Raw genomic sequence first — 13,942 nt, 5'->3', positions numbered from 1 at the left:
TATTGCTATTGGATTTTTGAAGGAGCATCAACTGGCAAGGTGAAAAAAAACCTACTTCCTTTGCCAGGCTCACTTTCCAGTCCGATTTCTCCATGATGCCTTGCTATAATATCGGCGCAGAGGTACAATCCAATCCCAAAACCTGAGGCATTTTTCACTTGTAAATCATCAATCCTATAGAATCGGTCAAAGATTTTATGCAGGTGATTGTTGTCGATTCCAATCCCATGGTCTTCCACGGAAACCAGCACCTCTTCATTTTGCAGTGCTGCATTCACGATGACCTCCCCCCCTTTCGGCGAATATTTGATGGCATTACTGATCAGATTATCAATCACTTGTGTTATTTTATGTTTATCGGCATAAATCATGGGCAGTGCTACTGCATCAAATACAATGGGATGGTTTTTTTCCTGGAATAAGTAATCGTTGATCACTTCTTTAATCAGTTCATTGACATCGAACAGTTCTTTTGTCAGCTCGGTCTTATTGGTTTCAATTTTTGATAAGTCCAGGAAGCTATAGACCAGTTTAGTCATTTTATTGATCTGCCCTTCAATTCTCACTCCTACACTTTTTACAAATCCGGGGTCGGTAGCAGCCTTACTGGATTTCAGCAATTGTGCATACGCTTTTAAAGAGGTTAAAGGTGTTTTGAGCTCATGACTGGCAATCGCAATAAAGTCGTTTTTCTGCAATTCTTCCTGTTTGCTTTCCGTAATGTCCATTACTGTACCTAACATCCTTACCGGCGTCCCCTGGTCATTAAAAATCACCTTTCCGATTACTTTAATCCAATAAATAATTTGATCAGGCCTGGCTATTCTAGCCTGATAATTATATTTTCCGGAAAGCAATGCATTTTCAAAAGCTTGTTCCACAATCATTTTATCCTCAGGATGAATGATTGCCCTGAGCTCAGTGAAGCTGAGATCAGTTTTCCCAGGCATCCCAAATAAATCCGCCAGACTTGGTGAATAAATGATCTCTTTGGTTTGGAGATCAAGGTCCCAGCTCGCAATCCCCGTGGCTTCTGAAGCCAGACGAAGTCGCTCTTCCGCGTTTTCAATTGTTTTCCTGGCAAGTACCTTTCCTGTCACATTATTGACCACGGATAACAAACCGGTGACTTCCTGTCCTTTCCCAAAAACCGGTTCCAGGTTCAGGTCAAAATAGAAAGTCTCCAATACGCCATCACGCTCAAATTTGACTGGCGATTCCCTGCCCTGATAAGACTCCGCATTGGAAATGACGCGTTCAAAAATTTCCCGGTAACCGAAATCCAGCATAGAAGGCAGCAGCTCAAAAACAGACTGCCCCATCACCTCTAAAGGCCCTCCTTTTCCCCACATCTTACAAATTGCCTCATTGGCATATTCTATCACAAAATGATCTTTCGCATAAAGTGCCATACCAATCGGCGCTTTCATAAACATCTTATGTAACCGCTCCTGCTGTTCTTCCAGCAGTTTTTCTGCTGAGCTGCTTGCCATTTCTTTCAACATGACTTGTGCCGTCACATTGGCTGTTGTATTGATGATGTAAGCTACATTACCATCCACATCCAGTACCGGCTGATTGGAGTTCGACCAGTATAAAGGCTCCATTTTACCGGTTTCACTGGAATACACATCATATATATAAATCGGAAGATCTACTCTTTTCTTAACCAGCAGCATCTTTTCCAAGGCTTTAAAAGCCAGCACTCTGCTGTAATTATTTTTTGCCTTCGCCGGAAAAACATCAAAGAATTTTTGGCCTAATAGTGCTTTACGGGGTTTTAAAACAATGTCTACAAATTGATCGCTTACCGCTAAAATGGTAAAATCAGGAGCATTTGCTTTGAAAACCACCGACTGTGAAGATACTTTAAAGAAGTTTTGAAAATCTGTCCCTGTGTAGAAATCGCCAGAATCACTAGTAAGCGCATTGTTCATATATATCAAAATTTAGTCAAGGATTTACCATTAAATGAACAGAAAGCTTTTAAATTATTTTGATAACGCAAAACCGGGAGATTAAGTTTTAAAAATTCTACTCAAAAACAGAGTATTACGAGGCGAAACGGTTAACAATATCATAACGTAAAACTTAACGATTGCTTATATCCAGCAGATACCTTTGAGGAAATCTATCCCTAAAACGCTTGATATGAATAAAAACTTACTATTTGGTTTACTATTAATTGCGGCCCTGGGCTGTAAAAAAGCGGGTACCCCGACCGAGGAAATCCCAGAAGTGATCGTCAATGAAGATGCAGGTACTTTTGCTGAAATCGGTAGTTATACCGTCGGAGGAGCAGGAGCTGCAGAAATTACGGCTTTCGATCCGAGTACCAATCGCTTATTTGTAGTCAACAATACCGAGGGCAATAATAGAATTGAAGTGATCGATTTTAAAGATCCTGCCGCCATGAAAAGCATTGGCAGCATTCCTGTGGCCCCTTATGGTGGATTGGTGAACAGTGTGAGTGTCCATGACGGAAAACTTGCTGCCGCGATAGAATCTACCAATAAACAGGAAAACGGAAAAGTAGTGGTTTTTAAAACCAGCGACTATTCCGAGATCAAAGTAGTCAGCGTAGGTGCTTTACCGGATATGGTCACCTTCAGTCCCGATGGCAAATACATTTTATCTGCCAATGAAGGAGAACCTAATGATGCGTATACTGTTGATCCCGCAGGGACGGTTTCAATTATCTCGGTGGCTAATAATTATGCCGTAAACACCATTGATTTCTCCGCTTTTACCGGTCAGAAGGCTGCATTGATGAGTAAAGGTTTCCGTGTATTTGGACCTGGAAATGACTTCCTGAAAGGGATTGAACCGGAATACATCACTGTTTCTGAGGATTCAAAAACAGCCTGGGTGACCTTACAGGAAAACAATGCGATCGCCAAAATTAATATTGACAGCAAAACGATTACCGATATTTTCCCTTTAGGTTTTAAAGATTATAACCTGGATGGCAATGAAATTGATCCCAGTGATAAAGACAATGCGACCATTTTGGGAAAATGGAAAGTGAAAGGCATGTACCTTCCTGATGCCATTGGCCTGGTAGAATCTGGAGGTATCCCTTATCTGTTTACGGCTAATGAAGGCGATGCCAGAGAATATGGCGGCTTTTCTGAGCTACAGCGGATCAAAGACAAAAGCATTGTTTTAGACCCGACAGCCTTTCCTAATGCAAGTTTGCTGAAAAAAGATGAGCAGCTGGGCAGGTTAAATATCACGACCACTTTAGGTGATACAGATGGAGATGGCGATTATGACGAACTGTATTCTTTTGGGGCCCGTTCTTTCAGCGCATGGAATGGCAATACCGGAATGCAGGTATACGATAGTAAAAATGAACTGGATGTAAAAACCATCGCAGCAGGCTTTTATGACGAGACCAGAAGTGACGATAAAAGTGTAGAACCAGAAGGCATTGCAATTGGCAGTATGGGCAGCAAGAAAATCGCTTTTGTGGGGATGGAAAGAGCGGATGCAGTGGCAGTATATGATGTGAGCAGTCCTGCAAAGCCGGTCTTTCTTCAATTGCTAAAAACCGGAGATGCACCTGAAGGTGTGCTTTTCATTGCCGCGAAAAATAGCCCGACTAAAAAAAGCCTGCTGCTGGTGAGCAGTGAAGGCGATGGACAAATCAAAGTATATTCTCCTAAAACTTTATAATTTCCTAATTCTAATTCTCGGCGGGGTAGTGGATCAATTTGCAGATGACTATCCCGTTTTTTTACTGCAATACTTTTTTATTAGGCTCACGGAGTAAAAACCAGTGGATCATCTCTTCTCTGATAAACTTCTGGTAGAAACCCAGATTGGTCAGCGTTTTTGTAGAGCCTTCATTGACGTGCTCACAGAGCGCAGTAATCATCTTTACTTCAGGCTGCTTAAAAGCCCATTTAATTAGTCCCTCGGCAGCTTCAGCAGCATAGCCTTTACGCCTTTCGGCAGCCACAATGGCGTAACCAAGGTCTACGATTCCATCCGCATTCGGAAGTCCTTTAAATCCTGCATCACCAATCAACGATTTACTACTTTTATCAATAATCATCCAGGACTCAAAACCAGAAGGTTCCGGTACTTTTTCCAGATTCGCAATGATTCTCGGTAAACATTCCAGCAGCGCTTCATCCGGCCAGCCTGCTCCAGGTTTTATCCCGAGTGCGAATAAAGAAGTAAATTGACCATCCATGATCTCTCTGGCCATTTGAAGCGTAAACGGAAGTAAATAAAGACGTTGCGTAGTTATCTTTTTTGATTTCATGGTCATACAAAGATCAATAATAAGAATATTTTAGTCTTTAAACTATACTCTTAACAATTATTTATAAATAAATTCAAAGCTTTTATAATTCTAAAGTATTGAGCAATTTTGCAAATACTGAGACCTAAGCCTTAGGTAAAGGATATTATTTTATATCAACATGGAGATTTTTGTAGAAACCGACCGTATTATTTTAAGAGCAATTACCCTGGCAGACGCGCCTTTGATGTTCAAGATGGATTCCGATCCGGAAGTACACAAGTATCTGGGCAATAAACCTTTTAAAGACATCAGTGAGTCGGAAGACAATATTCGTTTTATCAGGGAACAATATCTAACCAATGGCATTGGCCGATGGGCAGTTGTTGACAAGGAAAGCCATGAATTTGTAGGTTGGGGAGGTTTGAAGTTTATTACCAGTCCAATAAATGACCGCAACCATTTTTATGAGGTGGGCTACCGCTTTTTAAAGGAACATTGGGGCAAGGGCTATGCGACAGAATCAGCTAAAGCGTCCTTAAAATACGCATTTGAAGAAATGAATCTGGGAACGGTATATGCCATGGCACATGCTGAAAATGCAGGATCACGCCATGCCTTACAAAAATCAGGATTAAAAATCACCGGTCATTTCGACCATGAAGGGATAAAATGTGACTGGTTTGAAATCAGTAAAGCCGATTGGTTAGGCCAATAAGTAATTCACAAACTTATCCTTAACTAAAAGAATTGATACAAATAAAACAGCCCGGCAATCAGAATTTCCGGGCTGTTTTATCATTCATATTTAGGAATATTTTAAGCAACTACCACCCTATTCCAGTCCGGATGCCGTTTGAGATAGGCAGCCACCATTGGACACAAAGGGATCAATTTATAACCATGGTCTTCTATATAAGCCAAAGTTTTTTCAATTATTGCTGTAGTGGCGCCTTTCCCCTGCAACTCTTCAGGCGATTCCGTATGGATTAACCAGATCTTTTTATCGCGTTCTTTATACTCGATAAATGCAGTATACTCCCCTACTTTCAGTTCAAAACGGTTTGCTTCCGGGTTTTTAACCAGGGGAAGACTTACATATTCCTCATTCATAACCTTAAAATTTTGATTAATCAGCCAATTCTCCGAATTTACCCATATTGAAATCCACAATCGCCTGACTGATCTCTTCATCTGTATTCATCACAAATGGGCCATAGCTCACGATTGGTTCATTCAAAGGCGCTCCACTCATCAGTAAGATCACACTATCCTGATTGGCTTTCAGCTGAATTTCTTCTCCTTCATTTCCAAATAATACAAAATTATGTTCTCCTACACGTTCTCCGTTTACTTCAACACTACCATTTACCACTAATAAAGCGGTATTATGAATAGCGGAAACCTTGGTACTAACCGTCCCACCTTCTTTCAGTTTTATATCAAACAGATTTACCGGACTATAAGTTTGAGCAGGACCTGCGATTCCATTAAAATTTCCGGCAATCACATTGACTAGCCCTGCAGCATCCGGCAATTCCAGTTTCCCCATTCCCACAGCAGTTAACTCCTGGTAATGCGGCGCTACAGATTTATCTTTTTTAGGAAGATTTACCCATAACTGCACCATTTCAAAAGGACCGCCTCTTTTAGAAAATGCTTCTTCATGGTACTCTTTATGTAAAATACCGTTACCCGCAGTCATCCATTGTACATCACCAGAATTGATTACGCCATGGCTACCTGTACTGTCGTGATGCGCTACCGTTCCTTTATAAGCAATCGTTACCGTTTCAAAACCTTTATGTGGATGGACGCCAACACCTCTTACGTGACTTGAAGGGCCAAAATCATATTCAGGATTAAAATCCAGGAGTAAAAACGGGCTGATTCTCTCCTGAGGAATACCTGCTCCCGGGATATAATTAAATACCCTAAACCCATCACCAACCATGTGTGGTCTGCCAGAATTTGTCACGATTTTTTCAATTACCTTTTTCATTATCTTCACCTTTTTTATACCATATTGATTCAACTGCCAGATTTTAATTGAGCTCATTCCTGAACAAAATCTTAGTATGATCCGGAGCGAATAATTATGATATACAAAGATACCCTAGCTTTAACGCTTATGCATTGATGTAGGATAAGAAGTAGTTATTTCAATCTAGGGATTGGTGGTCCGCATTTTTCATGATCGATCTGATGACTTTGTCCAACTCATCGGAAGATGATTTTAAATGGTCGATATATTCTTTTAAGACCTGATCTGAAGAATACGCCTGTAGGAGTTCTACTAAACCCATAATCCGGGCTAAGGGCGCTCTGATGTCATGAGACTGGATCCAGGCGATTTCTCTTAATTGACTGTTTTGAGCTTCTATTGCCTTAGTATGGTTGATTCTTTCAGTAATATCCTGCATGGAACCAATCATACGTGTGGGTTTTCCTTTGGTATCAAATACAACAAAAGAACGGTCTAATACTGATTTATAGCTTCCATCTGCACAGCGATAGCGGTACTCCAGTTTTAACCTGGTCTTTTTATTGGTTGTGAGTAATTTAAATTCCCGCAATACCATCGTGATATCTTCCGGGTGGATGCGTTCCAGAAACCAAGTCCGATTATTTTCAGTTTGGTCATAGCCAAAAACTTCTTTTAAACCTTTGTTCCAAAGGATACTGTCTGTTTCCATATTCCAGTCCCAGATCACATCACTAGTGGCTTTAGAGACAATATTGTAGCGCCCAATACTCTCGGCAATTTTTCTTTTGTTTTCGATACCCTCTGTGATGTCCCTTGAATTGCAGACCAGCCCCTGTACTGCCGGGTCATCCATCATATTGGTAATAATCATTTCTATCCAGCGGTAATTCCCTTGTTTATTTTTAAAGCGAAATGAACGCAAGTGGATCTGTTTATGTTTTTTGATCCGATCGAAACTGTGCTGCGTTTCCTGACGGTCTTCCTGATGAATAAAATCAAAAAGTCGTTTCCCTAACAACTGCTCGGGATCAACGCCCAAAATAGCCATTGCAGCCGGACTTACATATTTATACACTCCTCTGGCATCTAAGATGGTAATCAGGTCCGATCCATTCTGTACCATGGCTTTAAATCTTTGTTCGCTTCTGGACAAAGCATATTCTGCCATAATTTGTTCCGTACGGTCGATCACTAATGCCAAACAAGCGGTCACATCATTAAATTGCACCTCATTACTTTCTACAGTTACATAGACTAAATCCCCGTTCTTCTTACAATGACGTGTGATCGACTGGCCAATATCTCCTATATTGAGTGCTTTAATGACTTCTCCCTGCTGTAAATCCCGGTCTTCCACAGGACGAACGTCCTGAATCGTCATTTTTAAAAACTGACGACGCGTATAACCATAAAACTTTAATGCAGCTTCATTCACATCCAAAAAAGCGAGTGTTTCCTGATCATATACCCATTGAGGAAGTGGGCTCAGGTTAAATAAATCGATATACCGCTGTTTTTCCTTTTCAAGCTGCTCAGTGGCATTTTTATGAGCGGTAATGTCTTTAAAATAAACGGATAATCCTTCACCGGAAGGGAACGCAGCGACCTCAAACCAGGATTGCTGTGGTTCGAAATATTCCTGGAAACGGACGGCTGTATTTTCTGCTACTGCACGATGGTATTCTTTGTAAAATTTAAGTGGAATGGCGTTACTGTATACTTCCCATAGATTTTTGCCAATAATATTTTTTCTGGCCATCATCAGTATCCGCTCTGCTTCTTTATTCCAATAGGTAACGATCCAATCGTTGTCTACTTCAAAAAATGCATCTGTAAAGCTTTCCAGGATGTTGGAAATTCTTTTCTGATAGGCTTTAAGTTGCTTTTCAAAAGTGACATCTGAATGTGGAGCCTTAACACTTTTCATCTTGATTTATCTTAATCAATCCTGGAACATACTGCCTGCCATAGCATGAAGGTGTTTACCTTTAAACTCCTTCATATTTTACAAGCTTCAAATACATGCAAGTAAACAGATTAAAGTTTATCAAAATTTATTGAAATAAGGCAAGAATCTAATAACTCATACCGTAAACTTCTCTGCTGCATTTGAATTGTCAATACAACCAAATTAATCTACACATTGTTTGTAGGAATTTTAGAAAGGCCTTTTACAGCATAAGGGCAAAAGTTTATTTTTTATTCGCCCCTTTTGAATCTACATTGGATTTACCCGACTGCATTTTAACAGCGATGTTTGGAGTATAAATCAGTAAACGAAGCTCATTCAGGATTTTTTTCAACTCCTTCATCAAGCCGATTAATAAAGCCACCTGATCATCATCCCGATTGAGTAATCTAAAAGCCTCATCATTGGGTAAGTTAAACTGTTTTTTTAGCAATAGGGGAACTTTATTGCGCTGTGCAGTGAATGCACAGGCATATAAAAATAAGCTGTGAATAAACTCTGCCAGAGAACGTTCGTAACATAATTTAAGCTTTTTGTAGCTTTTAGCACGCTTATAAAACGACTGATAAGGTTTAAACCGCATCCCTTCAAAAACATACTTCGCAGTTTGCCCATCTTCATACTCATCAATTCCAAACCAGGCATTCAATTCAGCTTTGGTCTCGCCTATTTTTGTAAATGCTTTTAAACAGCTTTGAACAAAGGGATCGTCTACCTCATCGAAGAAATTACCGTCTTCGATTGGCAGCTCCCAAGGGTCATTAAATTCGCTGTAATATTGCCTAAAAGCTTTTTTAAAGGTGAGGTAATAAACAAATTCATAGAAATCTGAATGAACAGAGGACATTAATATACTCAAGCCTCTGATACAAGTGTCTAACTCAAACGGATCATTTGTAGAAGTTTTCATAATCATTTACGCCTAAGAGCTGCATTGGTATAAGGTTAAATATACAATTATATTTAAATTCCTATTTATCTTCTATTGCTTTTAACCGCAGCTGGATTACGGGAATACCATCTGTCATTTGCGACTGCGCCTTATTCAACTTGATTTTTAATGATTTACCTGATGTTTCTACTGTAAATTCAATTGGTTGACCGGTTTCTAAAATCTCGCAGTTGATCACTGATGACGCCGTAAATGGCAAGCTCAGTTCCCCGGAAGTTAAAGGTTTAATGATGCTGGCAAATACGATTCTATCTCCTTTATTCCTTTTGGATTCAGTGAACACCACACCTGCAGGTGCAGCCATATCTTTCAGTGGCTGCGTATCGTAAATTGCTGCGCCATTGGCAACCAGCCAGCCACCCATTTCCCGGAGGCGATGAATGGCCGCCGCCGGCATTCTACCATCTGGCATTGGCCCAACATTTAATAGGTAATTACCTCCCTTTGCCGCATTGCTGACCAGATAGCCGAACATTTCTGTCGCTGATTTCCAGTTATAATCTGTCGAATGCCAACCCCAGGAATGTACCATTGTAGCAGGGGTTTGCCATAGGCGTTCTAGGATCTTTTCCGGATACTGGTTGTCGTGCATTTCTAGAAAATCGATATCATCACCAGGGCCCTGATAAGGTTAATCATGGTTCGCAATTTAACTATATTAAAAACGACTAAAAAATCAAAGCCCTCCTTATCATGTTTTCGGCATTGGGAGAAATGAGTAGCTGAATTACTGTTAATCTATACTTTTTTGACCTGATTTTTCCAGTACTAAACTCTGAATGAACTTTCTGTAATAGTGCTTTTGCTCCAGCACCTTATAGTCCGCGGCCTCAAAACAAGGCTTCATATTGATCAATTTCGATGCTTCCACATTCGCTACTAATTTAAAAAACCGGTACATCAGTGCTAAGAAAACTGTTTTCCACCAATCTCCATTATCGGGCTGCCGGACATCGCCTCTCCCCTTATTTACTGCTAAATCGAAATCCGTATGAAACCATAGGCCACCATTCCTAAGCATTGAATCGAGATGATGAAAAACCATTACCGCGTTTTCCTCTGCAAAATTATCAAATAAAAAAGGCGTACAGATCACATCAAAAGGTTGATCAGTAGAAAAGTCTTCAATTCCAAGGTTTACAAATTCAACGGTATTTCCGGTAACAGATCTTTCTTTTGATAAGGCCATCATCTTCGCGGAGATCTCCACATAGACCAGGTGTAAACCTTCCGGAATAACTTTAGCTATTTCCTCCAAAATCCAGCCTGTGCCTCCTCCAACAATCAGAATCCTCCCTTTTCCCGGAAGATAGCGAAGCTGATCAATCTGTGCATTGACCTGTGATTTAAAGAAAACCAGGCGACTCAGTAGATCATAATAACGTGCTATTTTATCGTAGTTGTTCTTCATCAATCCGCGTGTTTAAGACAATTCCATAAAATTAAAGCAGAAGCATAAATTAAAGTAAGAGCATAGATTAAAGCTGACATAAATTTAAGGCATTGGCATAAACTGCATGGCCAGCATCCCGCAAATGGCTTTGAACAAAATCAATCCATCAATCACCATGAGATAATATAAGATGTTTTTTCTACGCCTCATCGTATAAGCAATATAAATCGTGAGTAGGAAAGGCAATAAATTCAGTAGAAATGGAATTGGCCCAAAGCCTTTATAACTGACAAAGATGAATAAGGCCATGATCCCAATAATTAACAACGGAATCAAGATGTAAAAAATGGTTTTTCTTAAGCCATACTGAACTACAAAAGTTTTCAAATGTTTATTAGAATCTGTAGGATAATCTTTTATGTCGAAAATAATAGCATTCACTGTACAGAACATCCAGTTTTTAATAAACAACCAGGTCCAGAGCAGCGGATCATGATAACCGACACCGGTTTCTATTTTGAGCATGATCAGCGGCATGACATTGGCACAGCAAGCCCAGACAAAACCAATCACAAAAGCCTTTAGCCAGCCCGTATTTCTCAGGTTCAATTGCCGGAAAGATTTGGGCAGCAAGCCATAATAAAAAGCGCCTGCAAAAACAATGACGCCAATGGCGAGCCAGTAATTGACTGGCAGGTTCAGGATATTCTGGCAATTCTGATAAAGCAGGCTTATTGCCAATCCTAGGCACACTGTAAACAGCAGTACCTGACTCCATTTGATAAAATTTTTATGCCGGAAATACCATAGACTCCTTGGATTATTTGGTACGGGCTGCGCAGACATTTTATGGTAAGCGTAGGTATAATAAATGGTTGGTGCTAAAAACAATAATAAATAATAATTGATGGAATTGTAGGGTAATTTAAGCTGCATAGTCGCTTCCAGCGTTAAGGCAACAGCCAGTATGCCCACGAAGTAATTTCCGAAAAAAATAAACCGAATAATTTTACTGCCCATCAAAATATAAGATCAGAAGGATCTATGAGGGCAATTTCGGATATAAAAAGAATATTTCACCATAAACATCCTATTTTTATGGCCTACCTGAATTAAATGAGAAAACATAGCTTCCTTACCATCTTGTTTACCCTGGTCCTAGCTTCTTTTTGCTGTGGACAGGAGCTCAAACCAGATACCTTACTTAAAGACCTGGATGCAGATCAGCATCCTGACAGTATTTTTTTTGATAAAGCAGCTGCCAGGATCATTTGTAAATTATCGAGTCAGGCTTTTCAAGAGATCAAAAGCAAAGAAATTGACAACATTGAATTGGTGATGACCGGCATCAGGCCGATGGAAAATGGCTTTGAATTTTTCAACAACTGGATGAGAGCTGGATATACTTGCTTCTTCCGATACGATAAAAAAACCAAAAGTATCAGACTGATCAGCATGAGCAGGTACGAATTTGGAAATGCTGCAAATGATGGCAGTGGAAATTCCTCCATAAATCTGATCACTCATCAATACATCGGAAACTGGAATTATTATGATCAGGAAAAAGAAAAATTAGTTAAAATGCCGGTCATCAAAAAGAAATTAGTCCTCTCGTTTACTGATCTGGAAGATTTTAGCGATCAGCAGGTAGAACAGTATACCTTAAAATGCAGCGATTTAATGGAATCATTGAAGACAAAAATGAGAAAGCTGGAATAACAGTATCCTTAGTATGCTTCAAAATTATCGCAATTCACGCAATGCAATACCCTTTGATCTATCCCATAAAGAATACATTCAATATTTCTTCGCTCTTCGATGATTTGTCTGGCATATTTTAAACCTTTTTCAATATTCTCAAAAACAGTATACACTTTTTGATCAGGATACACGGCATAATTACACGCTTCATCTAAAACAATCCCGGTATTGATCTCAGCCCTAACCAATGCGACTTCTTTAAATTCCATTAAAGGAAACTTCTCTAGGTTGGAAGTTACTTCATTTCTTTTTTTCCAGCGAATGACCATAGCTCTTAGCCATTTTTTAAAACGGAAAACAAGGGATGTCCGATAACGCATTGTTTTTTTCATGAGATGTAAGATGGAGAATCTGTCGCTAATTTATAAAGTAGAAAATTACATATTATTTTTAGGAATGAAAAATGTAATCCAGCTTTCTAACTCCGCTGAAGCCATTGGAGATCAACAGACTGACAGAAAAATTAGCAGATCAATAAAAACACAAGTAGATTGACAGAAATACCATCATATCGGCAGAAAGGTTAACAAATTATCAAAAATATTAGGCTATCAACAGGATGTTAAATTTTTAAAAGATACTAAATGGAAAAACTATCTTTGGGTTAAGATTGATCTAGTTGTGCAAAAACTTAAAGAGCATCTTAAATGAAGGAAGTGATCCACCAATATGGTGTAGAATTAGATTGGGTTGCAGGACTTGCCGCAGGAATAAACGGTTATGTGGAGGCGAACTACATCCGCATCGCCGATGAGGTACAGCAAGGCAACCGGTATGTCCTACAGATCAATGATCAGCTGTCTGCGTTTATCATCGATGTCACCTATCGGCAAGATGTCGTCTACAAGTTAAGAAATACACGCAAGGACTTTGTAGGACTCTATTTCAACCTAAGCGAAGGCGATTCCATTCACATTTTAAATGAGGTCACCAGATCTGCCGGAAGATGGGGATATAATCTTGGCATATTTGATGCAGATTTAAACGGTGATTTCCAGGTGAAAGCGGGAGCTACTACCTATATGATTGCTATTTTCATTAAGAAAACCGCATTGAAACAATACCTCTCCAGAATTCCACAGCACCAGCAAATTGTAGAGTCTATTTTTGATCCGGAGCTCAATACCATTGTCAGATTTGATCGGATGAGCAATCATGCCTGGTGGCTCATGAATGAACTCAGAAAAGTACCTCCTTCCGGGCCTTTATACGACGTCTATATTACCGGCACCATATATGGGCTTATCGCTGATTATCTGGACCAGATCATCAATCAGGAAATCATCATTGAACAGGTATTTCCTGAAGATGTAGTTCATATTATCAGTTCTCAGGCATACCTGATTGCACATATTGAAACTGCATTTCCGGGGATTCATTTCCTTGCCGGGGAAGCCAATATGTCGGAAACCAAGTATAAAAAGCTTTTCAAAAAGATCAGCGGCATTAGTCCGCATGTATTTTTTCAAAGCAATAAGCTTTCTTATGCTAAAGAAATGCTGGAAACTGGTGAATTTACCATTGGAGAAATTGCCGATAAATTTGGCTTTTTCAATTCCACACACCTGATTGAGCAATTTAAAAACGCATTTGGCGTCCCCCCAAAAGAATACCTTAGCCAACTATAA

14 protein-coding genes are annotated in these 13,942 nt (G+C 39.7%); 4 read left to right on the top strand and 10 right to left on the bottom strand.

Features of this window, described 5'->3' with window-relative positions:
- Window positions 1-5 precede the first annotated feature (5 nt).
- Window positions 6-1,937 (bottom strand): ATP-binding protein, encoded by a 1,932-nt coding sequence (locus AQ505_RS06715; protein ID WP_062547471.1) that lies wholly within the window; start codon window positions 1,935-1,937, stop codon window positions 6-8.
- Between the two features lie 214 nt (window positions 1,938-2,151).
- Between AQ505_RS06715 and AQ505_RS06710 the strand changes: the two genes are divergently transcribed.
- Entirely contained in the window at window positions 2,152-3,678 is a 1,527-nt protein-coding gene (locus tag AQ505_RS06710) for a choice-of-anchor I family protein (protein ID WP_062547470.1), read from the top strand.
- 61 nt (window positions 3,679-3,739) lie between these two features.
- Here the strand turns inward: AQ505_RS06710 and AQ505_RS06705 are convergent, their stop codons facing one another.
- Window positions 3,740-4,279 (bottom strand): GNAT family N-acetyltransferase, encoded by a 540-nt coding sequence (locus AQ505_RS06705; protein WP_157262233.1) that lies wholly within the window; start codon window positions 4,277-4,279, stop codon window positions 3,740-3,742.
- A 154-nt stretch (window positions 4,280-4,433) separates the two neighbouring features.
- Between AQ505_RS06705 and AQ505_RS06700 the strand changes: the two genes are divergently transcribed.
- Window positions 4,434-4,970 (top strand): GNAT family N-acetyltransferase, encoded by a 537-nt coding sequence (locus AQ505_RS06700; RefSeq protein WP_062547469.1) that lies wholly within the window; start codon window positions 4,434-4,436, stop codon window positions 4,968-4,970.
- 101 nt (window positions 4,971-5,071) lie between these two features.
- Here the strand turns inward: AQ505_RS06700 and AQ505_RS06695 are convergent, their stop codons facing one another.
- From AQ505_RS06695 to AQ505_RS06665, 7 genes are all read right to left on the bottom strand, one after another.
- Window positions 5,072-5,365 (bottom strand): GNAT family N-acetyltransferase, encoded by a 294-nt coding sequence (locus tag AQ505_RS06695; RefSeq protein ID WP_062547468.1) that lies wholly within the window; start codon window positions 5,363-5,365, stop codon window positions 5,072-5,074.
- A 16-nt stretch (window positions 5,366-5,381) separates the two neighbouring features.
- Entirely contained in the window at window positions 5,382-6,254 is an 873-nt protein-coding gene (locus AQ505_RS06690) for a pirin family protein (protein ID WP_062550906.1), read from the bottom strand.
- 160 nt (window positions 6,255-6,414) lie between these two features.
- Window positions 6,415-8,166 carry a PAS domain S-box protein gene (locus tag AQ505_RS06685; RefSeq protein WP_062547467.1) on the bottom strand — a complete coding sequence of 584 codons (1,752 nt, stop codon included), beginning with the start codon at window positions 8,164-8,166 and terminating at the stop codon, window positions 6,415-6,417.
- Between the two features lie 265 nt (window positions 8,167-8,431).
- Window positions 8,432-9,118, bottom strand: coding sequence for a hypothetical protein (locus AQ505_RS06680; RefSeq protein WP_157262231.1), 687 nt, complete (start codon window positions 9,116-9,118; stop codon window positions 8,432-8,434).
- A gap of 61 nt (window positions 9,119-9,179) precedes the next feature.
- Window positions 9,180-9,752, bottom strand: a complete 573-nt coding sequence (locus tag AQ505_RS06675; RefSeq protein ID WP_062547465.1) for an alpha-L-fucosidase — start codon at window positions 9,750-9,752, stop codon at window positions 9,180-9,182.
- A 141-nt stretch (window positions 9,753-9,893) separates the two neighbouring features.
- Entirely contained in the window at window positions 9,894-10,571 is a 678-nt protein-coding gene (locus tag AQ505_RS06670; protein WP_062547464.1) for a class I SAM-dependent methyltransferase, read from the bottom strand.
- Between the two features lie 84 nt (window positions 10,572-10,655).
- On the bottom strand, window positions 10,656-11,573 hold the full coding sequence (locus AQ505_RS06665) for a UbiA family prenyltransferase (protein ID WP_062547463.1): 918 nt from the start codon (window positions 11,571-11,573) through the stop codon (window positions 10,656-10,658).
- 96 nt (window positions 11,574-11,669) lie between these two features.
- On the opposite strand from AQ505_RS06665, the gene AQ505_RS06660 reads away from it, so the two are divergent.
- Window positions 11,670-12,272: a hypothetical protein gene (locus AQ505_RS06660; protein WP_062547462.1), complete on the top strand. Its 603-nt coding sequence runs from the start codon at window positions 11,670-11,672 to the stop codon at window positions 12,270-12,272.
- Between the two features lie 8 nt (window positions 12,273-12,280).
- Here the strand turns inward: AQ505_RS06660 and AQ505_RS06655 are convergent, their stop codons facing one another.
- Complete coding sequence (locus AQ505_RS06655; protein WP_062547461.1) at window positions 12,281-12,646, bottom strand: hypothetical protein; 366 nt, start codon at window positions 12,644-12,646, stop codon at window positions 12,281-12,283.
- Window positions 12,647-12,961: 315 nt separating this feature from the next.
- Here AQ505_RS06655 and AQ505_RS06650 point away from each other — a divergent pair, with 315 nt between their 5' ends.
- A complete protein-coding gene (locus tag AQ505_RS06650; RefSeq protein WP_062547460.1) occupies window positions 12,962-13,942 on the top strand; it encodes a helix-turn-helix transcriptional regulator in 981 nt (326 codons plus the stop codon).

The sequence above is a fragment of the Pedobacter sp. PACM 27299 genome (assembly GCF_001412655.1).
GTDB lineage: Bacteria > Bacteroidota > Bacteroidia > Sphingobacteriales > Sphingobacteriaceae > Pedobacter.
Note: the sequence above shows the minus strand (reverse complement) of the source record. Positions and strands in the feature narration are given on the sequence as shown.

Coding starts and splice junctions, on each gene's coding strand:
- AQ505_RS06715 (WP_062547471.1), bottom strand. CDS start 1,937: ATGAACAATGCGCTTACTAGTGATTCTGGCGATTTCTACACAGGGACA.
- AQ505_RS06710 (WP_062547470.1), top strand. CDS start 2,152: ATGAATAAAAACTTACTATTTGGTTTACTATTAATTGCGGCCCTGGGC.
- AQ505_RS06705 (WP_157262233.1), bottom strand. CDS start 4,279: ATGACCATGAAATCAAAAAAGATAACTACGCAACGTCTTTATTTACTT.
- AQ505_RS06700 (WP_062547469.1), top strand. CDS start 4,434: ATGGAGATTTTTGTAGAAACCGACCGTATTATTTTAAGAGCAATTACC.
- AQ505_RS06695 (WP_062547468.1), bottom strand. CDS start 5,365: ATGAATGAGGAATATGTAAGTCTTCCCCTGGTTAAAAACCCGGAAGCA.
- AQ505_RS06690 (WP_062550906.1), bottom strand. CDS start 6,254: ATGAAAAAGGTAATTGAAAAAATCGTGACAAATTCTGGCAGACCACAC.
- AQ505_RS06685 (WP_062547467.1), bottom strand. CDS start 8,166: ATGAAAAGTGTTAAGGCTCCACATTCAGATGTCACTTTTGAAAAGCAA.
- AQ505_RS06680 (WP_157262231.1), bottom strand. CDS start 9,118: ATGAAAACTTCTACAAATGATCCGTTTGAGTTAGACACTTGTATCAGA.
- AQ505_RS06675 (WP_062547465.1), bottom strand. CDS start 9,752: ATGCACGACAACCAGTATCCGGAAAAGATCCTAGAACGCCTATGGCAA.
- AQ505_RS06670 (WP_062547464.1), bottom strand. CDS start 10,571: ATGAAGAACAACTACGATAAAATAGCACGTTATTATGATCTACTGAGT.
- AQ505_RS06665 (WP_062547463.1), bottom strand. CDS start 11,573: ATGGGCAGTAAAATTATTCGGTTTATTTTTTTCGGAAATTACTTCGTG.
- AQ505_RS06660 (WP_062547462.1), top strand. CDS start 11,670: ATGAGAAAACATAGCTTCCTTACCATCTTGTTTACCCTGGTCCTAGCT.
- AQ505_RS06655 (WP_062547461.1), bottom strand. CDS start 12,646: ATGAAAAAAACAATGCGTTATCGGACATCCCTTGTTTTCCGTTTTAAA.
- AQ505_RS06650 (WP_062547460.1), top strand. CDS start 12,962: ATGAAGGAAGTGATCCACCAATATGGTGTAGAATTAGATTGGGTTGCA.